This window comes from Burkholderia sp. DN3021 (genome assembly GCF_049805555.1).
Lineage (GTDB): Bacteria > Pseudomonadota > Gammaproteobacteria > Burkholderiales > Burkholderiaceae > Burkholderia > Burkholderia pyrrocinia_C.
In genome coordinates, this window is sequence record NZ_JBNCAB010000046.1 from 14,714 (window position 1) to 35,235 (window position 20,522).

General features: G+C 64.6%; 21 protein-coding genes. 12 read left to right on the forward strand and 9 right to left on the reverse strand.

Features of this window, described 5'->3' with window-relative positions; all coding sequences use genetic code 11:
* Positions 1-235 precede the first annotated feature (235 nt).
* Positions 236-1,003, forward strand: a complete 768-nt coding sequence (locus ACPUER_RS21865) for a YoaK family protein (protein WP_425132086.1) — start codon at positions 236-238, stop codon at positions 1,001-1,003.
* Between the two features lie 157 nt (positions 1,004-1,160).
* Positions 1,161-1,346 (forward strand): ribbon-helix-helix protein, CopG family, encoded by a 186-nt coding sequence (locus ACPUER_RS21870; protein WP_034184418.1) that lies wholly within the window; start codon positions 1,161-1,163, stop codon positions 1,344-1,346.
* A gap of 7 nt (positions 1,347-1,353) precedes the next feature.
* On the opposite strand, the gene ACPUER_RS21875 is transcribed toward ACPUER_RS21870, so the two are convergent.
* Complete coding sequence (locus ACPUER_RS21875; RefSeq protein WP_310133927.1) at positions 1,354-2,190, reverse strand: fused MFS/spermidine synthase; 837 nt, start codon at positions 2,188-2,190, stop codon at positions 1,354-1,356.
* Between the two features lie 97 nt (positions 2,191-2,287).
* Entirely contained in the window at positions 2,288-2,632 is a 345-nt protein-coding gene (locus tag ACPUER_RS21880) for a zinc ribbon domain-containing protein YjdM (protein ID WP_034184663.1), read from the reverse strand.
* A gap of 162 nt (positions 2,633-2,794) precedes the next feature.
* Here ACPUER_RS21880 and ACPUER_RS21885 point away from each other — a divergent pair, with 162 nt between their 5' ends.
* The 4 genes from ACPUER_RS21885 (at position 2,795) to ACPUER_RS21900 (ending at position 4,560) form a co-directional block, all read left to right on the forward strand.
* Positions 2,795-3,271: a hypothetical protein gene (locus tag ACPUER_RS21885; RefSeq protein ID WP_175961707.1), complete on the forward strand. Its 477-nt coding sequence runs from the start codon at positions 2,795-2,797 to the stop codon at positions 3,269-3,271.
* Positions 3,272-3,276: 5 nt separating this feature from the next.
* Positions 3,277-3,540: an HPr family phosphocarrier protein gene (locus ACPUER_RS21890; RefSeq protein WP_175961708.1), complete on the forward strand. Its 264-nt coding sequence runs from the start codon at positions 3,277-3,279 to the stop codon at positions 3,538-3,540.
* A gap of 153 nt (positions 3,541-3,693) precedes the next feature.
* Entirely contained in the window at positions 3,694-3,915 is a 222-nt protein-coding gene (locus ACPUER_RS21895) for a hypothetical protein (RefSeq protein WP_175961709.1), read from the forward strand.
* 90 nt (positions 3,916-4,005) lie between these two features.
* Positions 4,006-4,560 carry a GNAT family N-acetyltransferase gene (locus ACPUER_RS21900; RefSeq protein WP_425132087.1) on the forward strand — a complete coding sequence of 185 codons (555 nt, stop codon included), beginning with the start codon at positions 4,006-4,008 and terminating at the stop codon, positions 4,558-4,560.
* 67 nt (positions 4,561-4,627) lie between these two features.
* Here ACPUER_RS21900 and ACPUER_RS21905 read toward each other — a convergent pair whose 3' ends face one another.
* Positions 4,628-4,849: a hypothetical protein gene (locus tag ACPUER_RS21905; RefSeq protein WP_175961711.1), complete on the reverse strand. Its 222-nt coding sequence runs from the start codon at positions 4,847-4,849 to the stop codon at positions 4,628-4,630.
* Positions 4,850-4,931: 82 nt separating this feature from the next.
* Positions 4,932-5,279: a hypothetical protein gene (locus ACPUER_RS21910; protein ID WP_310133916.1), complete on the reverse strand. Its 348-nt coding sequence runs from the start codon at positions 5,277-5,279 to the stop codon at positions 4,932-4,934.
* Positions 5,280-5,874: 595 nt separating this feature from the next.
* Here ACPUER_RS21910 and ACPUER_RS21915 point away from each other — a divergent pair.
* Positions 5,875-6,585 carry a response regulator gene (locus tag ACPUER_RS21915; protein WP_425132108.1) on the forward strand — a complete coding sequence of 237 codons (711 nt, stop codon included), beginning with the start codon at positions 5,875-5,877 and terminating at the stop codon, positions 6,583-6,585.
* 341 nt (positions 6,586-6,926) lie between these two features.
* Here the strand turns inward: ACPUER_RS21915 and ACPUER_RS21920 are convergent, their stop codons facing one another.
* Both ACPUER_RS21920 and ACPUER_RS21925 read right to left on the reverse strand, forming a co-directional pair.
* Positions 6,927-7,421, reverse strand: a complete 495-nt coding sequence (locus ACPUER_RS21920; protein WP_175961712.1) for a low affinity iron permease family protein — start codon at positions 7,419-7,421, stop codon at positions 6,927-6,929.
* Between the two features lie 229 nt (positions 7,422-7,650).
* Positions 7,651-9,111: an efflux transporter outer membrane subunit gene (locus ACPUER_RS21925; protein ID WP_425132088.1), complete on the reverse strand. Its 1,461-nt coding sequence runs from the start codon at positions 9,109-9,111 to the stop codon at positions 7,651-7,653.
* Between the two features lie 78 nt (positions 9,112-9,189).
* Here ACPUER_RS21925 and ACPUER_RS21930 point away from each other — a divergent pair, with 78 nt between their 5' ends.
* The 4 genes from ACPUER_RS21930 (at position 9,190) to ACPUER_RS21945 (ending at position 14,983) form a co-directional block, all read left to right on the forward strand.
* A complete protein-coding gene (locus ACPUER_RS21930; protein ID WP_425132089.1) occupies positions 9,190-9,807 on the forward strand; it encodes a TetR/AcrR family transcriptional regulator in 618 nt (205 codons plus the stop codon).
* 82 nt (positions 9,808-9,889) lie between these two features.
* The gene (locus ACPUER_RS21935; RefSeq protein ID WP_175961714.1) at positions 9,890-11,005 is read left to right on the forward strand and encodes an efflux RND transporter periplasmic adaptor subunit; all 1,116 of its coding nucleotides are present in this window, start codon (positions 9,890-9,892) and stop codon (positions 11,003-11,005) included.
* On the forward strand, positions 11,002-14,142 hold the full coding sequence (locus tag ACPUER_RS21940; protein WP_425132090.1) for an efflux RND transporter permease subunit: 3,141 nt from the start codon (positions 11,002-11,004) through the stop codon (positions 14,140-14,142). Before ACPUER_RS21935 ends, ACPUER_RS21940 begins: the two co-directional genes overlap by 4 nt.
* A 34-nt stretch (positions 14,143-14,176) precedes the next feature.
* Positions 14,177-14,983 carry an oxidoreductase gene (locus ACPUER_RS21945; protein ID WP_425132109.1) on the forward strand — a complete coding sequence of 269 codons (807 nt, stop codon included), beginning with the start codon at positions 14,177-14,179 and terminating at the stop codon, positions 14,981-14,983.
* 286 nt (positions 14,984-15,269) lie between these two features.
* Here the strand turns inward: ACPUER_RS21945 and ACPUER_RS21950 are convergent, their stop codons facing one another.
* The 3 genes from ACPUER_RS21950 to ACPUER_RS21960 all read right to left on the reverse strand — a co-directional run bounded on the left by ACPUER_RS21950 (position 15,270) and on the right by ACPUER_RS21960 (position 19,510).
* A complete protein-coding gene (locus tag ACPUER_RS21950) occupies positions 15,270-16,838 on the reverse strand; it encodes a tannase/feruloyl esterase family alpha/beta hydrolase (RefSeq protein ID WP_425132091.1) in 1,569 nt (522 codons plus the stop codon).
* A 290-nt stretch (positions 16,839-17,128) separates the two neighbouring features.
* Positions 17,129-17,569 (reverse strand): MaoC family dehydratase, encoded by a 441-nt coding sequence (locus tag ACPUER_RS21955; RefSeq protein WP_244137337.1) that lies wholly within the window; start codon positions 17,567-17,569, stop codon positions 17,129-17,131.
* 285 nt (positions 17,570-17,854) lie between these two features.
* Positions 17,855-19,510 (reverse strand): acyl-CoA synthetase, encoded by a 1,656-nt coding sequence (locus tag ACPUER_RS21960; RefSeq protein WP_425132092.1) that lies wholly within the window; start codon positions 19,508-19,510, stop codon positions 17,855-17,857.
* A gap of 242 nt (positions 19,511-19,752) precedes the next feature.
* Here ACPUER_RS21960 and ACPUER_RS21965 point away from each other — a divergent pair, with 242 nt between their 5' ends.
* The gene (locus tag ACPUER_RS21965) at positions 19,753-20,475 is read left to right on the forward strand and encodes a nitroreductase (RefSeq protein WP_425132093.1); all 723 of its coding nucleotides are present in this window, start codon (positions 19,753-19,755) and stop codon (positions 20,473-20,475) included.
* The last annotated feature ends 47 nt before the right edge of the window (positions 20,476-20,522 follow it).

Sequence of the window (20,522 nt, forward strand, 5' to 3'; positions counted from 1 at the left end):
TTGTCTCCAGTACGCTCGGGTTGAACGGGGGCATGGAACGGCGACGGCAGGCGCGCCGGCTCCACGTGCATTATTGCATCGAAAGCCAAATCTGGCTAACAGGATATGATAATGGCATTATCATACAAGCCACATGATTCGAGGAAGCCGGCGACTTCGCGGGCCGCCCGTTCGGCCCGAAGGGCGCCGTCCGGCATGTCCGCGCCCGCGATCCCGGCGATTGAGCGAAGCCCCTATGCCAGCGCAGTACTTTCGAAGCCTGACGGGTAAACACCGCAGCGCAACCGCGAACCGCCAGCTCGGCTTTTCGCTCGCGTTCGTCGCCGGCGCGACCAACGCGGGCGGCTTCCTTGCGGTCAGGCAATACACGTCGCACATGAGCGGCATCGTGTCGGCGATCGCCGACCAGGCGGCGCTCGGCGACATTCCGCTCGCGCTGGCCGGCATCAGTTCGCTGGCGTCGTTTCTCGTCGGCGCCGGCTGCTCGGCGGTGCTCGTCAACTGGGGGCGCCGCCGCGGCCTGCAGAGCCAGTACGTGCTGCCGCTGCTGGTCGAGGCCGTGCTGCTCCTGCTGTTCGGGCTGCTCGGCAGCCACCTCGCGCTGTGGGAAGCGTTCTTCGTGCCCGTGACCGTGATCCTGCTGTGCTTCATCATGGGGCTGCAAAACGCGATGATCACGAAGCTGTCGGGCGCGGAGATCCGCACGACGCACATGACCGGCATCGTGACCGACCTCGGCATCGAGCTGGGCAAGCTGTTTTACTGGAACCGTTCGGCCGTCGACGTGGACATGCATGCGGTTGTCGCCAACCGCGCGAAGCTGAGGATTCACGCCACGATGCTGGCGTCGTTCTTCGTCGGCGGCCTGGCCGGCGCGATCGGCTTCAAGTACGTCGGCTATGTGTCGACGGTACCGCTCGCTGGCATGCTCGTCACGCTCGCGATCGTGCCCGTGGCCGACGACGTGCTGACCTGGTTCTGCCGGCTCGATCGCCGGCCCTGAGCCGGCGCGAAACCCGACCCGTGCGGGCGCATCCCGGCGGGCCGTCCGGATGGATGACCGGACCGCACGGCAACCGGCCGGACAACCCGTTTCGGCCGTGACGCCGAAAGCAGATGTATTATAATTTGATTAACATATCCGCCGACCTGTCCGCGCAATGGAAACCAAGACCGCCCGCCTGACCGTCCTGATCGATCCCGCCAAGAAGGAAGCATTCGAGATGCTCTGCGCGGCGCAGGATCTCACGCCGTCGCAAGTCGTACGTCAGTTGATCCGCGAGTATCTCGAGCATCACGGCGTGACCTACAAGACCAAGAGCCCGCTCGGCAAGCGCATGAAGTAACCGCGGGTCAAGCCCCGATTTCCCAGCGCCCGGGCGCTTGCTCGCGCCAGACCAGCCGCGCCGGATCGATGCCCGCGCCGCTCTTCAGCCGCCGGGCCGTGGCGGCCAGCTTCAGTTCGCCGGCAACGGCGAACTGAAGCGCGCGCTCGAGCAGGATGCGCAACGACGGCAAGCGATCGCTGCCCTTCCATGCGAACGCGACGAAATTGTTGTCGTCACCGCACGGGACCAGCGCATACGACGCACCGAACACGGCGCCCAGCCGCTCGAGGTACAGCGGCAGCGCCGGATCGTCGTCGGTGAAGTTGATCGCGAGCACGCCCGCGTCGTTCAACCGCTCGCGGCACGCCGCGAAGAAGGCGGCGCTCGCGCACCGGCCCGGCATGCCTTCGGCGACGAACGCGTCGTGCAGGATCACGTCCGCGCGCACGTCCGCCTCCGTCATGTAGTCCGCGCCATCGGCACACACCACCCTGAAGCGCGCATCGTCCGCAGGAATCCTGAACACGTCGCGCAGCGCGATCACCTCGGGATTGATCTCGACCGCATCGATCGCCGTATCGGGCAGATGCCGGTGGCAGTATTTCGCCAGCGAGCCGCCGCCGAGCCCGAGCATGCAGATGCGCGCGGGCGCGGGCTGCAGCAGCAGGAAGCCCATCATCACGCGCGTATAGCCGAGCGCGAGCGCGGCCGGATTCTTCAGCGACATGAAGCTCTGCGTGGCGAGATGATCGAAGTGCAGCGACACCGCATGGCGCGTCTCCAGCACGAACGGCCGGCCATCGCGCAACGGCGTCGACAGGAATCTGACGAACGCATCGTAGGAGGTTCGATCCTCTGCCATGCTTGCTATACCCGGGTAGTCAAACAGTCGAAGCCGCTCGAAGCGCGGGCGGCCGGCCGCGCGAACGAAGCGCCGCCGCGGCGGCGCACGCGCGCAATCACACCTTCTTCAGGAAACAGGCCTTCAGCATGAAGCCGCCGGCGTCCGTCTTGCAGTCGACTTCGTGATCGCCGCCGACGATCCGGATGCTCTTGACCTTGGTGCCCATCTTCAGCGTGATCGACGAGCCCTTCACGCGCAGGTCCTTGATCAGCACGACCGAATCGCCGTCCGACAGCACGTTGCCGTTCGCGTCCCTGACGACGTCGCCGGCCGCTTCATCGCCGGCTTCGGCACCGGCCGTCGCCGACCATTCGTGACCGCAGTCCGGGCACACGTAGAGCGTGCCGTCCGGGTAGGTGTTTTCCATCGCGCATTGCGGGCAGGCAGGGGCGGCGTTCATTGCAGCATCCATCGGGTAAGGTTCGAGTCGAAAAAACGGGCAAGCGCAGCATCTGCTGCACACGGCATTATAATACAATACACATGTTTTCCATCGCTGTACTATAATCCTCGCTTCCCGCCGTTCATCGGACTTGCTGGCGGTTTCGCTGAGGATGTCGACATGTTCGAGCTGGATGGTGCACTGCTGCGGCCCGATCGGCGCCCCGTGACGCTTCGGGAAATCACGGAAAACCGGCCGCTCGTCGTCGTGGGTGTCGGGCGCGGCGTCGAACGCGGCTTCCAGCTGATTCATCGCTTCCACGACGTCGGCGCACAGCTGGCGGCGGCCGAGATTCACCTGGCTTTCGTGTATCCGGCGGAATCGGCCCGGCACGTGACGGACCCGATCTCGGTCGCCTGCGTGCGGTTCCGGCGCCATCCGCACCTGCTGCTCGATGCCGACGACCATTGCTTCGCGCGCGGCGTGCCGCCTCGATCGCTGCGCGCCGTGTTCGTCAACCCGGAAATGGAACGACTCGCCGGCATCGACATCGACTTGCGCGACGCCGCGTGGGAAGCCGCGTTTCGCGCGTTTCTCGCGCACTGCGGGCTCGGCGCCGCGCACGGCCCCCGACGACTCAACCAGAGGCTTTCGTAAAAAACGTGGCAACCGTCGTCTACCTTCAAATCGGCGCCGCGTGGAACCGGACCCGCGCAGGCGCGGCCAGGGACGCGGTCGTCGCAGCGGCACGCCGCTTCGAAAGCGACATCGTGCTGATCGTGAACGGGTGCCGCGGCAACGCGAAAAACGGCGCCGCGATCGCGTCGCTGGAGTTGCGCGGCGGCACGTCCGCCCAGGTGCTGGCCGCCGGGCCCGATGAGGAAGCGGCGCTTCAGGCGCTGCTGCCGTTGCTGCAGGAGGGTTGACCCGCGTGCCGCCCTCCGCCTCGTCGCGCGTCGACCTGCTGCTGTCGATGCGCTCACGCCGCGAGACACGCGCCCGATGACGGAATACCTGCCGCCGCATTCCGCAGCCGCGCTGCCGCGATCCACACCGTATACCCATTCCCGGAGGAAGTCATGAGCGACCAAGACACGTCAAACGCCCCCAACCTGTCGGCGTCCGCCGTCTGGGCACTCGAACGCCTCGCCGACGTTCGCTACGGCCGGGATGCACCGGCGCTCGGCTGGTCGATCGCGCGGGAACTCGTCGGTGCGGGTTTCGCCTGCCATCCGCCGCACGGCCGCTCCGGCATTTCGATCACGTCCGCAGGACGGTCCTTCCTGAAAAGCCTGAAGTAGCAGCCGCGCGGGCGGATTCCGCGGTATCGTACCGGCACGTTCCGCGCGGCCGGTCCGCGTGCCTCCCCCTTCCTGCCCATGGAATGCCCGATGACGTCGAATGTCCCGCCGCCCGTCGCCTCCCCGCCCGTCCTCGACACGCCGCGCCTCGTCCTCGAAGGCCATCCGCTCGGCGACTTCGACGCGCTCGCCGCGATGTGGGCCGAACCGGACGTCGTCGCGCACATCTTCAACGGCGAGCCGTCCGCGCCGCGCGACTCGTGGATGCGCATGCTCGCGTATCGCGGGCTGTGGCCGCTGCTCGGCTACGGCTACTGGGCGATTCGCGAGAAGGCGTCGGGCCGTTATGTCGGCGATCTCGGCTTCGCCGATTTCCACCGGCTCGTCGAGCCGTCGATTCGCGGGGTGCCGGAAGCCGGCTGGGCGCTGGCGACGTGGGCGCACGGCAAGGGCTATGCGACCGAGGCGCTCGCGGCCGCGCTCGCGTGGCTCGATGCGCAGCAGCGGTTCGAACGCAGCGTGTGTTTGATCGCGCCGACCAACGTCGCGTCGATCCGCGTCGCGGAGAAAGCCGGTTATGGCGATCCAGTGCGCATCAGGTTCAACGACACCGATTCGTTGCTGTTTTCACGCGCGAGCCGGTAGGCACGATGGCGCAGCCGCTATCGCGGGCGTGCCGCATCCGCTTGCGGTGCGTGTGGTTCAGCCGCACTCACTCCGCAACCGGTTCGTAGAAATTCGCAAAGAGCCTGTCGTCCATCGGCCAGCAGTTGCCGCGCTCGTCGAGTAATATCCAGTCGCCAGGCTTCACCGAACGCCAACCCTCCGGCGTGGCGACCGCCCATACGCCTTCACGGTTCTCCACTCGATCATGGTCGCCATCGGCGAACCACCGTGTTGCATCGACATAATTGATGCGTTTTCGAAATCGCATACCGCCACCGAAACGTTAACCCGTGACAGGCACTTCCAAAGATCTGTCCGCGTATTGAGCATGGGCACCCGGGTAGGGACGCTCATGCGGGAAAAGAAGGGTTTCGGGATGCCATGGCATCCGCCCCGGGAGACAGCGGCTTCGCCGCCAACACCTGCGTCGCCGGCCCGGTTTCGTACAACGCAATCCAGCCCTCGGCGATAAGTGCCTCGAACGTTTCCCGGGCGACGGTGGAGATCCGGACATCGATCTCCTGCATTCTCCCGATCGCCGCGCGAACCTCGTCCGGTTGATCGGGCGCAAGCGCAATCACAAACCTTGAACGTGTTTCCGCGGCCCGGACGGCCTCGCTCCAGTCAGCCCGGGCGACCGCGACTTCGATCGCATTCGTGAGCACGTCGAGATTCTGGATGACTTGCAGTGGCGTCATTTCGCACTCCTGTCAATACGTCGTACGGTCCGGATGCTTTTTCCTCGAAGGCCCATGCGACGTCAACACCGATCCTCACGAGCTCAATGCCGGCGGTGACGCGCCGAATGCGGGCAACCTCGTGTTTTCGGTCACCGCCTTCGTCGCTGCAAGACATGCACGTCCGTCAGTTGCGAGGATTGTAGGGAACCATGCGCCGCGGCGTACGTAATATTTTGTAATGATATGTCGAGCAACCTTTACGGGGCTTCGCGTTGGCCAGCGCAAGCGGCGTTCGCGCAAGCGGTTTTCCGCAAACGTTTTTCACCCGAACGACGCCTCGCCAGGGCTCCCTGCCGGCTACGCGCCGGATATCGCTCTGAATCTTTTCACCCGAATATCGAGCCGTTCGCCGCCGACACGATTCCACACCGTCATCCGTTCGCTTTTCCGCAAGCGGGTGACGATTTCCGTGCAGGCGTGCTCAACGAACGATGCAGATTTCATCACATTCCATCGGAATGTTGCGCAGTATCATGCACCTCGCTTCGGTTACCACGCGTTCGGACTGGGCCTGACCGCTCGTCATTTTCCCGCATTGCCTCCTCGTTTACCGATGCCCATCCGAATCCTGCTCGTCGAAGACGACGTCCATTTGTCCGCGCTGATCGCAGACTATCTGCGCAAGCATCGGTACAAGGTGGACACGCTGTTCGACGGTACCGACGCCGTATCCACGATCGTCGCGAATTGCCCCGACCTCGTGCTTCTCGACATCAACCTGCCGGGCAAGGACGGCTTCGAGATTTGCCGCGAGGCACGCACGCAATATGGCGGCATCGTCATCATGGTGACGGCACGCGACGAAAAGTTCGACGAGTTGCTCGGCCTGGAATTCGGCGCGGACGACTTTCTCCGCAAGCCGATCGAGCCACGCATTCTGCTCGCGCGGATCAACGCGCAGTTGCGACGACTACGCATGCGGCCGGCCGACTGCGCGCCGGAATCGCCCCAGCGATTCGCGTTCGGCAAGTTCTCCATCGACCGGTCGGATCGCCAAGTTCATCTTCCTGACGGTAGCGCGCCTCGCCTTACCTCGGCCGAATTCGACCTGCTGTGGGCCCTTGCCAGCCGCGCCGGCGAGGTGGTCAGCCGGGAAGACCTGACGCGGCTGTTACGCCGCATCGAGTTCGACGGCCTCGATCGCACGATCGACTGTCACATCTCGAAGCTGCGCCGCAAACTGCGTGACGACGCGCTCGAACCGAAGCGAATCAAAACGATCCGCGGCAAGGGTTATCAGTTCAGCAAGCACGCTTGGGATTAGCGCCGAATCCGTGCCGGCGCGTTGCGTCGCGTGCCACATGTGCGCCGCACGAGCGCACGAGTCGATCAACTGCCCACCGGCTGTTGCGCGCGTGCCGCCCCTTGCGCGCCGCCGGCCTGCCATCCTCCGCCCGGCGCCTTGCACGACAGGCAGAGATCGGTCGTCTGCAGCGCGACTTCCCCCGCACGAACACGCCGACTGCAACCGACGCGCAACCGGCATTCACCGCGCGGATGCGTCGCGATCTGCGATGCCGCAACAGAAATGACAACCGGTTGAAAAAACGTCCGCAGTTCTCGTGCCGATCGTTCCGCAGCCGTACCGCGCCCCCATTCTCCCCGTCACGATTCGGGCGGATTGTCGGCCGGCTCGCCTTCCCGCTCGGCTGCCCGCTTCGCCATGTCGAGGTAGGTCTGCGCGAGCGCGCGCAATTCTTCCTCCGATGCGTCCTCGATCCCGATCAGCCGGTCGCTTGCCGCGTGCGTGACCGCGAGAAGCTCGTCGAGCTTCAGATGCAGCGCGACGCTGTCGCGGTTCTGGTTGCGTTGAAGCAGGAACACCATCAGGAACGTGATGATCGTCGTCCCGGTATTGATGACGAGCTGCCACGCATCCGAATAGTGGAAGAGCGGCCCGGTGAAGAGCCACAGCACCGTGACGGCGACCGCGCTGCCGAACGCGACCGGCGAACCGGCCCACACGGTAACGTGCGACGCGAAGCGTTCGAAGAGGCGCGTGACGGGATGGCGCGCCGGCCGGTACGCCGCTGCGACGCCGGCTCTGAGTTCGCCGCCCGCGTCCTGCCGGACGCGGGAAGGATCGTTCGATTCGCGCATGGCGCCTCCCGGATACGAATGTCGGATCGCGGCGCATGCCCGGGGTTCGGTCCCGTATGCAAGCGCTGCACACCCAGGAGCAGGTCGCATGCCCGGTCGCCTCGCCGCGCAGTGCCACGCACGGCACCGATGACATAGTGGGCGCTATCGCGGTAGCGCTGCGGCAAAGTCCTCATCCCGGCAAGGAACAAGAGCCGCGCTCCCGGCAACTCCCTGGCATATGCGGCCGCTATCGAGCGGCGACCGCTTCGGATGCGCCAGGTTGCCAGCCGCCACCGAGTGCCTTGAACGCGGCAACCGCTGCTCGTGCCGATTCTGTTTGCGCCTGCACGCGCTCATCGGAGGCACGCAGCAAGCTTTCATCGGCCTGCAAGACCTCGATCAGACTGACGACGCCTTTCTGGTAGGCCGCAAACGATGCCGCCCGCGCCCTGCCGAGCGAGTTCACTCCGTCGGCCAGAACGGTAGCCTGCTCCTCGCGCTTGACGAGCGCCGAGAACGCGTTTTCGACGTCCTCGGTGGCGTGCAGCGCGGCGAGCCGGTAGGCGGCCAGCATTTCGGCCTCCTGTCCTTTTGCCTGCGCGATCTGCGCATTGATCCGGCCGAAGTCGAACAGACGCCAGCGCAAGCCGAGCACGCCGGCAGCCTGATTCGCGCCGCCGGAAAACAGGTTGCCCGCGCCCATTGTCGTTGCGCTGCCGATCAGCCCGCTCAGCGAGAACTTCGGGTAATACTCGGCAATGGCCATACCGATGCGCGCGTTCGACGCCGCGACGCGACGCTCGGCCACGAGCAGGTCGGGCCGGCGCCTGAGCAGCTCTCGCGGGGATCCCATCGTCGCGATCTGCGGCGCAACCGGGATATCACCGTCGTCCAGAAGTTCGGCCCGATGTGTGCCGGGCTGCGAACCGAGCATCACATCGAGCGCATTCATCGACGCTTCCAGCGCCGCTTCCAGCACCGGGACAGATGCGCGAACCTGGGCCAGCGCGCCTTCGGCCTGCCTGACCTGAAGCTCCGCCGCCAGACCTTTTCCATACAACAGATTGATGGTCGACAGCAGATCCTGCTGCGTCTGCACCTGGCGCCGCGCGACCTTCAGGCGGCCCTGCAACCCGCGAATGACGATGTAAATGTCCGCGGTCTGCGCCGCGACGGCCAGCCGCGTCGCCACCGCCCCCGCTTCCGAGGCCCGATAGTCGGCGAGCGCCGCTTCCCGGCCGCGGCGCAGGCCGCCGAACACGTCGAGTTCCCAGCTCGCGCTGAAATTGGCCTCATAGTCGTTGCCGTAACGGTCGAAACCGGGCGTCGAATTCAACACCCGTCCCAACGGGGTCTCGACAGACTGGTAGACGCGCGCGGCCTGGCCGCTGACATTGCCGGACGGCAACAGCGCGGCGTTCGCCGACCCTAGCGCCGCGCGGGCCTGCGCGACGCGAGCTGCGGCCTGCGCAAGATCGAGGTTCTGCGCGAGCGCGAGCGTGACGAACTGCGTCAATTGCGGATCGCCGAAACCCGTCCACCACGTCGCGAGTTCGGCTTCGGCGGCCGCGTGCCGCTGCTCCACGGCGGCCTGGCCCTGGAACCGCTCCGGCATGGCCGGATCCGGCTGCACGTAGTCGGGCCCGACGGCGCAGCCGGCCGACAGAGCGGCGGCAAGAACCGCGGCAACGATGGGTTTGGGTAGCATGAGGGGCTTCGCAAGAATCCGGTAGTGACTATAATACCAAATAGTCACTCGTTGTCCATTCCTGTCAGCCCGCAGCCCATGAAAAAAGACGCCCCTCCCCCGATCCCCGCACGCGGTCCGGCCGACCACGACGTCCGGGATCAGATCGTGGCCGCCGCCACCGAGCACTTCAGCCGGTACGGCTATGAAAAAACGACCGTGTCCGATCTCGCCAAGTCCATCGGCTTTTCGAAGGCGTATATCTACAAGTTCTTCGAGTCGAAGCAGGCGATCGGCGAAATGATCTGCGCGAACTGCCTGCACCAGATCGAAACCGACGTCCGGGCGGCCGTGGCCGACGCCAGCCTGCCGACCGAAAAGCTGCGGCGGATGTTCCGGGTCTTTACCGAAGCGAGCCTCCGGCTGTTTTTCCGCGATCGGAAGCTGTACGACATCGCCGCATCGGCCGCCACCGGGAACTGGCAGTCGGTGCAGGCGTACGAAGCGCGCGTGCAGACGCTGCTGCAGGACGTGCTGCAGGAAGGCCGCCAAAGCGGCGACTTCGAGCGCAAGACGCCGCTCGATGAAACCGCGATGGCGATCTACCTGGTCATGCGGCCGTATCTCAATCCGCTGCTGTTGCAGTACAACCTCGACACGATCGACGTCGCGCCCGCCCAACTGTCCAGCCTCGTGCTTCGCAGCCTGTCGCCGTGATGCGGCACCGTTTGTGACTATTGACTAATTTAGTCACTGGAACCACAATGAAAGTCCCGATCACTTCGCCAATGGGACTTTCATGCTTCGGCGTCGCCTCGCTCTGTCCGCACTCGCTTCCGCACTGCCCTTCGCGCTAGTCGCTTGCAGCGGAAAAGCGCCTTCCGATCCGCGCACGGAGGCGCCGCTCGTGCGTACCGCCATCGTGCAGGCAGCGGCGCCCGCGTCCCGCTCGTTTACCGGCACCGTCGCCGCCCGCGTGCAGAGCGACCTCGGGTTTCGCGTGTCCGGCAAGGTGCTCGAGCGGCTCGTGGACGCCGGGCAAACCGTCAGGCGCGGCCAGCCGCTGATGCGGATCGATCCCGTCGACCTGAAGCTCGCGGCGCGCGCACGCGACGAGGCCGTCGCGGCCGCGCGGGCCCGCGCGCGGCAGACTGCCGAGGACGAAGCCCGCTACCGCGACCTGCGCGGCACCGGCGCAATCTCGGCATCGGCGTATGACCAGGTCAAGGCGGCGGCCGATGCCGCGAAAGCGCAACTGAGCGCCGCCGAAGCCGACGCCGACGTCGCGCGCAACGCGACGAGCTATGCGCAGCTCGTCGCGGACGGCGACGGCGTCGTCATGGAAACGCTGGCGGAGCCGGGCCAGGTCGTCAGCGCGGGCCAGCCGGTGGTACGCATCGCCCACGCCGGTAGCCGGGAAGCCGTGATCCAGTTGCCGGAAACCCTGCGCCCCGCCATCGGCTCGGCCGCGCAAGCCGAGCTGTTCGGCAAGCCGGGCGTGAGCGTTCCCGCGACGCTGCGCCAGCTCTCCGATACCGCGGATATCCGCACGCGCACCTTCGAAGCGCGCTATGTGCTGCAAGGCGCGCTGGCCGACGCCCCGTTGGGCACGACCGTCACGATCGAGATCCCCGACGCGCGTGCGACGCTGGCGGGCGGCCTGCAGGTGCCGATCGGCGCGCTGCTCGACGCCGGCAAAGGGCCCGGCGTGTGGGTGGTCGCAGGCGAGCCGGCCAGGGTGGCGTGGCGGCCGGTCGCGGTCGAGCGTCTGGACGACGACAGCGCCCGCGTGTCCGGCGCACTGAAGCAAGGGGACCGGGTCGTCGCGCTCGGCGCGCAGTTGCTGCACGAAGGCGCACAGGTCCGGATGTCCGGTCAGACCGTCGCGGCGGCCAACGAAGGAGCACGGCCGTGAGCGAAGGTCGATTCAATCTGTCGGCGCTCGCCGTGCGCGAGCGCGCGATCACGCTGTTCCTGATCTGCCTGATCTCGCTGGCCGGGCTCGTTTCGTTCTTCAAGCTCGGCCGCGCGGAAGACCCGGCGTTCACGGTCAAGGTGATGACGATCGTCACCGCATGGCCGGGCGCCACCGCGCAGGAAATGCACGACCAGGTTGCCGAAAAGATCGAGAAGCGCATGCAGGAGCTGCGCTGGTACGACCGGACCGAAACCTACACGCGGCCCGGCCTCGCGTTCACGACGCTGACCTTGCTCGACAGCACGCCCCCGTCGGAAGTGCAGGAGCAGTTCTATCAGGCGCGGAAAAAGATCGGCGACGAGGCAAGCAACCTTCCGGCCGGCGTGATCGGGCCGCTGGTCAACGACGAATATGCGGACGTCACCTTTGCGCTGTTCGCGCTGAAGGCGAAGGGCGAACCGCAGCGCCTGCTGGTGCGCGATGCGGAAACGCTGCGCCAGCGGCTGCTGCATGTGCCGGGCGTGAAGAAGGTCAACATCGTCGGCGAGCAGGCCGAACGCATCTACGTGCAGTTGTCGCACGACCGGCTCGCGACGCTCGGCGTCAGCCCGCAGGACGTGTTCGCCGCGCTCAACGGCCAGAATGCGCTGACGCCCGCCGGCTCCGTCGAGACCCGCGGGCCGGAGATCTTCATTCGGCTGGACGGCGCGTTCGACAAGCTGCAGAAGATTCGCGACACGCCGATCGTCTCGCAGGGCCGCACGCTGAAACTGTCGGACATCGCCACCGTCGAGCGCGGTTATGAAGATCCGGCGACGTTCATGATCCGCAACAACGGCGAACCCGCGCTGCTGCTGGGCATCGTGATGCGCGACGGCTGGAACGGGCTCGACCTCGGCCACGCGCTGGACAGCGAAGTCGGCGCGATCAATGGCGCGCTGCCGCTCGGCATGAGCCTCACCAAGGTCACCGATCAGGCCGTGAACATCAGCTCGGCCGTCGACGAGTTCATGGTCAAGTTCTTCGCCGCGCTGCTGGTGGTCATGCTGGTGAGCTTCGTCAGCATGGGCTGGCGCGTGGGCCTCGTCGTCGCCGCGGCCGTGCCGCTGACGCTGGCCGTCGTGTTCGTCGTGATGGCCGCGACCGGCAAGAACTTCGATCGCATCACGCTCGGCTCGCTGATCCTCGCGCTGGGGCTGCTGGTGGACGACGCGATCATCGCGATCGAGATGATGGTCGTGAAGATGGAGGAAGGCTATGGCCGCATAGCCGCGTCAGCCTATGCGTGGAGCCATACGGCCGCGCCAATGCTGGCCGGCACGCTGGTGACCGCGGTCGGCTTCATGCCGAACGGCTTCGCACGCTCCACCGCCGGCGAATACACCAGCAACATGTTCTGGATCGTCGGCATCGCGCTGATCGCATCGTGGGTCGTTGCGGTGGTGTTCACGCCATACCTCGGCGTGAAGATGCTGCCCGACTTCAAGAAGGTCGAAGGCGGTCACGACGCGATCTACGACACGCCCCGCTACAACCGCTTCCGCACGCTCCTGACGCGCGTCATCGCGCACAAATGGCTCATCGCCGGTTCGGTCGTCGGTCTTTTCGTGCTCGCCATTCTCGGCATGGCGATCGTGAAGAAACAGTTCTTCCCGATTTCCGACCGTCCCGAAGTGTTGATCGAGGTTCAGATGCCATACGGCACGTCGATCTCGCAGACCAACGTCGCCGCGTCGAAAGTCGAGGCGTGGCTCGCGAAGCAAAAGGAAGCGAGAATCGTCACCGCTTATGTCGGACAGGGTGCGCCACGATTCTATCTGGCGATGGGACCGGAGTTGCCCGATCCGTCATTCGCGAAGATCGTGGTCCGCACGGACAGTCAGGACGAGCGTGACGCATTGAAGCAGCGGCTGCGTCAGGCAATCGCAGGCGGTCTCGCTCCTGAAGCGCGCGTGCGCGTCACGCAACTCGTGTTCGGGCCATATTCGCCGTTCCCAGTGGCTTATCGGGTCACCGGCTCCGATCCCGACAAGCTGCGCGGTATTGCCGCTGAAGTTGAGCGGGTGATGGACGGCAGCCCGATGATGCGCACGGTCAATGCCGACTGGGGCACGCGTGCGCCGACGCTGCATTTCACGTTGCAGCAGGATCGCCTTCAGGCGGTGGGGTTGACGTCGAGCGCCGTCGCGCAACAACTGCAGTTCCTGCTCACCGGCGTGCCGGTCACCGCCGTGCGCGAGGATATTCGCACCGTGCAGGTCGTCGCGCGCTCGGCCGGCGATGCGCGGCTCGACCCGGCCCGCCTCGGCGACTTCACGCTCGCCGGCGCGAACGGGCAGCGCATTCCGCTGTCGCAGGTCGGCAAGGTCGACGTGCGGATGGAGGAGCCGATCATGCGCTGGCGCGATCGCGTGCCCACGATCACGGTGCGCGGCGATATCGCCGAGGGTCTGCAACCACCGGATGTCTCGACAGCGATCACCAAGCAGCTTCAGCCGATCATCGCGAAACTGCCGAGCGGTTATCGGATCGAGCAGGCCGGCTCCATCGAGGAATCGGGCAAGGCGACAACCGCGATGCTGCCGCTGTTCCCGATCATGCTCGCGGTCACGCTGATCATCATCATCTTCCAGGTGCGCTCGATCTCCGCGATGGTGATGGTGTTCCTGACGAGCCCGCTCGGCCTGATCGGCGTGGTGCCGACGCTGATCCTGTTCGGGCAGCCGTTCGGCATCAACGCGCTGGTCGGCTTGATCGCGCTGTCGGGGATCCTGATGCGCAACACGCTGATCCTGATCGGGCAGATCCATCAGAACGAACAGGCCGGGCTCGATCCGTTCCATGCAGTGGTCGAAGCCACCGTGCAGCGCGCGCGCCCGGTGATCCTCACGGCCATGGCGGCGGTGCTCGCGTTCATCCCGCTGACCCATTCGGTGTTCTGGGGCACGCTCGCGTACACGCTGATCGGTGGCACGTTCGCCGGGACGGTCCTCACGCTGGTGTTCCTGCCGGCCATGTACGCGATCTGGTTCAGGATCCGGCCCGGCCATACCGCCGGTTCGCGCGACGGCCGGCATGCGCAGATGTTGCCTGTCGAGCCCGCGCTTCAGCGTGCGCTGGACGCGCGCGATTGACACCCCTCCATTCACCGTATCGAAGGAAACAGCCATGTCGAATTCCACCGTTGTTCTCGTGACCGGGGTGTCGTCGGGTATCGGGCGCGCCGCCGCAGAGAAGTTCGCCAAACGCGGGTGCCGCGTGTTCGGCACCGTGCGCAGCATCGCGAAAACGGCGCCCGTCGCCGGCGTCGAGCTGATCGAGATGGACGTTCGCGACGATGCGTCCGTTCAATCAGGTATTCGAACGATCGTCGATCGCGCCGGGCGTATCGACGTGCTCGTCAACAATGCGGGAACAAGCCTGATCGGCGCGGTGGAGGAAACCTCCGTGACGGAAGCAACGGCATTGTTCGACACCAACGTGTTCAGCATCCTGCGTACGACCCAGGTCGTACTTCCGCACATGCGGGCACAACGGCGCGGACGGATCGTCAATGTCAGCTCGGTGCTCGGCTTTTTGCCGGCGCCATACATGGGACTCTATGCGGCGTCCAAGCACGCGGTGGAGGGGCTGACCGAAACGCTGGATCACGAGGTGCGCCAGTTCGGTATTCGCGCGACGCTGGTCGAACCGTCGTTTACGCGGACCAACCTGGACGTCAATGCGCCGCAAGCAAGCGCGCCGATCGCCGATTACGACCGCGAGCGAACGCTTGCATCGCGCGCGGTCGTCGACAGCGTGAAAGCCGCGCCCGAGCCCGACGGCGTGGCCGCCACCATTGTCGATGCGGCGCTCGGCGCATGGCGCATGCGGCGCACGCCGAACGGCGAGGCATCGCTGTTGCGCAAGTTGCGGCGCTTCATGCCGGCGGGCCCTGTCGATGCGAGCCTGAGAAAGAAATTCCGGCTCGCATAATGCGGCGGGCAGCGAAGCGGCTTTGAACGAGCGCTGCCGGATTGCTGCCGCCAGATCGTCGCCGTCGCGCATGCTTCGGCTCTTTTAACCTCCAAAGAGGTCAACGATGACCCGAACGCCCATTGAACACGATCGAAGACGGCATGATCTCCGTGTGGCGCGACTATTTCGATCCGGCCGATTTCGATCGGCAGCTTGCGTTGATCGCGCGCTGATCACGATCACGGGTCGAGCCTTTCGGCTCGACCCGTGATCGACCGGGACCTATCGCCCCGACGCGCAACGCTTACGGTGACGTACACGTATAGTTCGCCGCCAGCGTCGCCGCCTTGGCGTCATTGGCGGGCCCGGTATAGCGCGGGTACTGCGGATACGCGCACAAGGGCCGGGTGAACGCGACGCTGCCGTCCGTGTTCAACTTCGATGCGACCAGATTCTGCGGCGCTTGATCCGTCGTTACCCATTGATCCAGCGCGGCCAACAGGTCGACGGAATCCGCACCGGGTCCGCCCGCGCAGTGATCGCCCCCCGGCGCCTGGTAATACCGGGCGAACGAGTCGACCGTCGAGGCGCCCAGCGTGGCTTGCAGCTTCTGGTAATACGCGGTCGTTGCACGGTGACTCAGCGCCATGTCCGACGTGCCGTGCCAAAGAAGCAGCTTTCCGCCATGGCTGACGAACGGGCTCAGGTCCGCATTCGTCGCGCTATTGAGCGAAGCCATCGTGAACAATGCCGCCGGGTTCGAATTCCAGTCGTACGTCAGCGAATTCGCGTTGGGGTCGTTGCTCAGGTAGAACTTCACCGTGGCATCCTGAAGAAAGGACTGGGCCGAACCGCTACCGTTGCCCGTTGGGCCCGTGAGCCATTGCGACCATCCGCCCGGGTCGTCTTCGTTGCCCGTCAGCGCCCAGCCTTGATAGGCGTACGCACCATTGGCAAAACTCGACGCGCTCGTCCAGCTGTCGACCACGGCAAGCTGCGCGTCGGACAGACACGAATCGCCGGCATCGCTCCCGCCGGCACAGCGAAGCACCGCGGGATCGAAGCGGCATGCGGACGGGTTGGAGACCACGCCATCCGCGATTCCGTCCGCGGCGTCGCACTGGTCGCGAACCGCTTTCGCCAGCAACGAAATCTTCCCGGCGGTGAATGCCGCCCCGGGGGCCGCGATTGCCTTGGCGTTGCGATTGAATGCGCCCATGAAGCCCGGCCAGTCGTATGCCGGCGCCCGGGCAATCACGCCGTCGAAGAGATCGGGGTTCCGCTGGGCCGCCATCAGGCCCTCGCGCCCGCCGTTGGAGCAGCCTTCGTAATAGGACCGATCCGGTGCCTTGCCATAGACCAGATGCAGCATGTCCTTGGCCGCCGCCGCCGCCGTCGGGACGGAGCCCGAGCCGAACAGGTATGCCAAAAACGGATCGGTAGCGAATGACGCGTCCGCGACGGAAGTACCGATGTGCCCGCCATTGCTTTGAACGATCGCGTACCCTGCCTTCAGGACGTCCGGCCCGCTCCATACGAAATTCTGGATCGAACCGTCGTAACCACCACCGCCCGCATACAGCAGTTTGCCGTTCCAGTTGTCGGGTAGCTGCACCTGCATGACGAGTTGAGGCGAGATCAGCGCCGATATCTTGCAGTACGCCGGCGTAGCGCTCGTCGCCGCCACCATCGATGCATCGGTTACCGATGCGCCCCCTGCTGACTTGCCCTTCAACGCATCGCACGCTTGTTGAGCGGTCACCGATATCCGGGCCGGTGGAGCGTCGTCGCTTCCGCCGCAACCCGATATCCCCATGGATGCAATGACGGCCAGGGTCATGGCCAACACCGGCTGTTTGGGCGTCTTTCTCACCTTCGTCTCCTCCTGATTGGAATCGCATAGCGCCACGGTCGAGAGCGCAATGAAATGCTGCCCGCGTTGGGCGTCCGCATTTGTCTTGCGAATGACATTCGTTGGCTATGCAAACCGTTTTCGGGAAAACACCTATCGGAAAGCGGGCCGATGCATCGCACGTCATCTTGTTATGTGCCGAGCTTTGCGCACCTTTCGAGAAAGTGATGCAGGGGTTCGATAGCGATTGCGCAATTTGACGCCTGACGCCACGGAGGTCAGGGCGAGGAACCGCGCGATCGCGAGGCGCTTCAGGCCTGGCTGGCTCGTTTGGCAGCCCGCGGAACAAGCACGGAGCCCGTCGCGCGCACGCATGGTCGCCCTGCCTCATCCTTGACCGAGCCGTCGAGGTCCAACAAGCGCCCGTTGCGGTGCGGCCGAATTGCCGATACTTCCCACGCGAGATCTATCCGCTCGTCGGGAAAGACCGGCTGCAATAATTCGAACTGGAAGCGCACTCCAACCACCTCCCCCATTCGGGCGAAGTGCGAGGCCGCTAGCCCCATCAGCAACGCGACGGTATAGGTGCCGCTTACGATCGGTCGTCCAAAACGGGTGGTCGCTGCGTAGGCCGCGTCGTGGTGCAGGGGATTGTCGTCTCCGGAAGCGAGCGCGAATGCGCGAGCCTCGTTGTCGTTACAGATTTGGCTGCGTGAAAACCTGTATCCGGTTTCGATCGCTGACGTGTCCATTCCCATGTACCTCGATCAAAGTCGAATTCATCCTGCCTGAAGAATCTGCCGGGCCGCATCTTCGTTTTCGAGACTGCTCGTCATCGGAGCACCGCGTCTCGGCGGAGCGCTTGCGGCGCCGGATTCGCGAAACGGCGAGCACCAGGCGATCCGGATTGCATTCGCGAACGACGGCGACTACGGTTATAAAACACGTCGATGTACTCGAACAAGTCCGCGGCGAGCTCCGTAGAGGAAGCCGCCGTCCTTGATGACGCCAGCTGCAGCAATGCAGCCTGTCGTGGACTACACGCCTGATAAAGCTGTAATGGCTTCTCGACTTCCGACCAGTTCCCGAAGCCGGAATTTCTGGATCTTTCCCGTGCCGGTCTTGGGCAGTACCCCGTAGACGACTCGCACAGGGCATTTGTAGTGGGCAAGCCGTTCGCGGCAAAAGCCGATGATCTCGGCTTCGTCCGGGACCGAGGCGCCTGGCTTCAACTCGATGAAGGCGCAGGGCGATTCACCCCATTTGGCATCGGGCTGAGCGACTACAGCTGCGATGAGAACCGCCGGATGCCGATGCAGAACGTCTTCGACTTCAACCGAAGAGATGTTCTCTCCCCCCGAGATGATGACGTCTTTCGAGCGGTCGGTGATCTGGATATAGCCGTCCGGATGCACCACGGCGACGTCGCCCGTATGGAACCACCCTCCGCTGAACGCAGCCGCTGTCGCGGCCTCGTTCTTGAGGTAGCCCTTCATCACGATATTGCCCCGGATCAGCAGTTCGCCTTGCGTCTTGCCGTCCCAAGGCACGGGCGTACCGCTACCCTGATCCGCGACACGGAGCCCCTCCAGGCCCACCGCCCGACTACCCTGTCTCGCCATCAGACGCGCCTTGTCGTCCGACGGCAGATCGTTCCACGCGGGCTCGACGAAGCAACTCACGGGCGTCCCCGACGCTTCGGTGATGCCGTAGACGTGCTCGACGTCAAAGCCCATCTCCGACACGGCCTTCAGTACGGTAGCCGGTGGAGGCGAACCGGCCGTGCGCACACGAACGGTATGCGGCACCGGCAAGCGCTCCGCTTCGGAAGAACTGGCCAACGATGCGAGCACGATGGGCGCGGCGCAGAAATGATCGACGCGGTGCTGCCGAACGGCCTTGAAGATATTCGAGGCCGTCACCTTTCGCAGGCAAACATGCGTGCCCGCCACCGCCGTAACGGCCCACGCGAAGCACCAGCCGTTCGCGTGAAACAACGGAAGCGTCCAGAGATATACCGGGCGACGCGGCATCCCCCAATCCGTCAGTTGAAGCATGCTCATCAGGTACGCGCCGCGGTGGCTCGGGACAACGCCCTTGGGGTCCGAAGTCGTTCCCGACGTGTAGTTCAAGGCGATTGCATCCCACTCGTCCGATGGCCAGACGCCGGAAAAATCGGGATCGCCTTCCGCAAGGAACGCGTCGTACTCGAGCTCGCCTATCGGATCTCCAAACGCCGCGTCGATATCGGCAATATCAATGACCAGCGGCTTGTTCTCGAGCTGTTCAAGCGCGCTTGCCGCCAACGAAGAAAACTCTCTGTCCACCAACAAAATCTTGCATTCGCCATGACGCAGGATGAACCGGACGCCATCGGCGTCCAATCGGCAGTTGATCGCGTTGAGGACTGCCCCGGACAGCGGCACTCCGTGATGCGCTTCGACCATCGCCGGGGTGTTCGGAGCAAGGATGGATACCGTGTCCCCACGCTTGATCCCGCGCTTGACCAGCGCGCTGGCTAGACGACGACACCGCTCCCTTGTCTGTTTCCATGACTGCGTCAATTCTCCATGAACAATTGCAGTGTGATCGGGATACTGGTCCGCGCATCTGTCGAGAAAGTGAAGCGGTGTCAGCGGCACGTGATTGGCCGGCGTGCGATCCAGCCCTTTCCCATAGATGTTTTCGCTCATTTCCACGTCTCCTCATCGGTTTATGAATGCTCGTCCTTCGAGGCATCCCGTCTTTGATCTGCTACAGCAGTCTAGAGAAGGTTCGGCGGGCGAAATGTCACCCCCGAGACATTCCCGCGGAGCATGAAAATTTCATCGAAGCGAAACGCCGATTGTCTTGTGCAAGACATTGGTGCCGGAGGTAGATGGCTACTCTCGTCGTGTGGACATGCGGTCCGCATGACTGGATAGCGAGGTCGTAGATGGAACGAGTAGCAGCACCGCCGGATGAACTGTCAGCGATCCGGTCGGCCGTTGAATGGGCAATTACCACGCGACGCAGCGCACGAGCCTATCTCCCGACGCCAGTGCCCGAGGCGACCATCAAGGCAATTCTTGACGTGGCTCGCTACGCGGCAACCGGCGTGAACATTCAACCGTGGAAAGTCCACGTCGTCGCCGGCGCGGCTCGAGATCGCGTATGCAACGCGATCAAAAAAATCGACGCCGATCCGTCGCTGGCAGACATGCACGCCGATGAGTGGGACTACTACCCGAACGAATGGGTATCCCCCTACATCGACCGGCGCCGCGCGCTCGGATGGACGCTATACGGGCTGCTCGGCATCCAAAAAGAAGACAAATCGAGGATGCGCGAACAGCACGGCCGCAACTACCAATTCTTCGATGCGCCCGTCGGGCTGTTCTTCACCATCGACCGCGTGATGCAGCAGGGCAGTCTGCTCGACTACGGGATGTTCTTGCAGAACATCATGATCGTCGCGCGCACCCATGGCATCAGCACGTGCCCGCAGGCCGCCTTCATGAAGTATCACAAGATCATCGAGAAAGAGCTTGCTCTCGAGTCCGGCGAAATGTTCCTGATCGGAATGAGCATGGGCTATGCGGACGAAAGCCGCATTGAAAACGCACTCGTCTCCGAGCGAGCGCCCTCTTCCTCTTTCACCGTCTATCACACCACCTGAATCCGCCCACAGAGCGGTCGCTTGCAGCATCCACGAAATCCATAAGG

Excerpts from the sequence above, each read along its gene's own strand:
- ACPUER_RS21865 (WP_425132086.1), top strand. The coding sequence starts at position 236 with ATGCCAGCGCAGTACTTTCGAAGCCTGACGGGTAAACACCGCAGCGCA.
- ACPUER_RS21870 (WP_034184418.1), top strand. The coding sequence starts at position 1,161 with ATGGAAACCAAGACCGCCCGCCTGACCGTCCTGATCGATCCCGCCAAG.
- ACPUER_RS21875 (WP_310133927.1), bottom strand. The coding sequence starts at position 2,190 with ATGGCAGAGGATCGAACCTCCTACGATGCGTTCGTCAGATTCCTGTCG.
- ACPUER_RS21880 (WP_034184663.1), bottom strand. The coding sequence starts at position 2,632 with ATGAACGCCGCCCCTGCCTGCCCGCAATGCGCGATGGAAAACACCTAC.
- ACPUER_RS21885 (WP_175961707.1), top strand. The coding sequence starts at position 2,795 with ATGTTCGAGCTGGATGGTGCACTGCTGCGGCCCGATCGGCGCCCCGTG.
- ACPUER_RS21895 (WP_175961709.1), top strand. The coding sequence starts at position 3,694 with ATGAGCGACCAAGACACGTCAAACGCCCCCAACCTGTCGGCGTCCGCC.
- ACPUER_RS21900 (WP_425132087.1), top strand. The coding sequence starts at position 4,006 with ATGACGTCGAATGTCCCGCCGCCCGTCGCCTCCCCGCCCGTCCTCGAC.
- ACPUER_RS21905 (WP_175961711.1), bottom strand. The coding sequence starts at position 4,849 with ATGCGATTTCGAAAACGCATCAATTATGTCGATGCAACACGGTGGTTC.
- ACPUER_RS21910 (WP_310133916.1), bottom strand. The coding sequence starts at position 5,279 with ATGACGCCACTGCAAGTCATCCAGAATCTCGACGTGCTCACGAATGCG.
- ACPUER_RS21915 (WP_425132108.1), top strand. The coding sequence starts at position 5,875 with ATGCCCATCCGAATCCTGCTCGTCGAAGACGACGTCCATTTGTCCGCG.
- ACPUER_RS21920 (WP_175961712.1), bottom strand. The coding sequence starts at position 7,421 with ATGCGCGAATCGAACGATCCTTCCCGCGTCCGGCAGGACGCGGGCGGC.
- ACPUER_RS21925 (WP_425132088.1), bottom strand. The coding sequence starts at position 9,111 with ATGCTACCCAAACCCATCGTTGCCGCGGTTCTTGCCGCCGCTCTGTCG.
- ACPUER_RS21930 (WP_425132089.1), top strand. The coding sequence starts at position 9,190 with ATGAAAAAAGACGCCCCTCCCCCGATCCCCGCACGCGGTCCGGCCGAC.
- ACPUER_RS21935 (WP_175961714.1), top strand. The coding sequence starts at position 9,890 with ATGCTTCGGCGTCGCCTCGCTCTGTCCGCACTCGCTTCCGCACTGCCC.
- ACPUER_RS21945 (WP_425132109.1), top strand. The coding sequence starts at position 14,177 with ATGTCGAATTCCACCGTTGTTCTCGTGACCGGGGTGTCGTCGGGTATC.
- ACPUER_RS21955 (WP_244137337.1), bottom strand. The coding sequence starts at position 17,569 with ATGGACACGTCAGCGATCGAAACCGGATACAGGTTTTCACGCAGCCAA.
- ACPUER_RS21960 (WP_425132092.1), bottom strand. The coding sequence starts at position 19,510 with ATGAGCGAAAACATCTATGGGAAAGGGCTGGATCGCACGCCGGCCAAT.
- ACPUER_RS21965 (WP_425132093.1), top strand. The coding sequence starts at position 19,753 with ATGGAACGAGTAGCAGCACCGCCGGATGAACTGTCAGCGATCCGGTCG.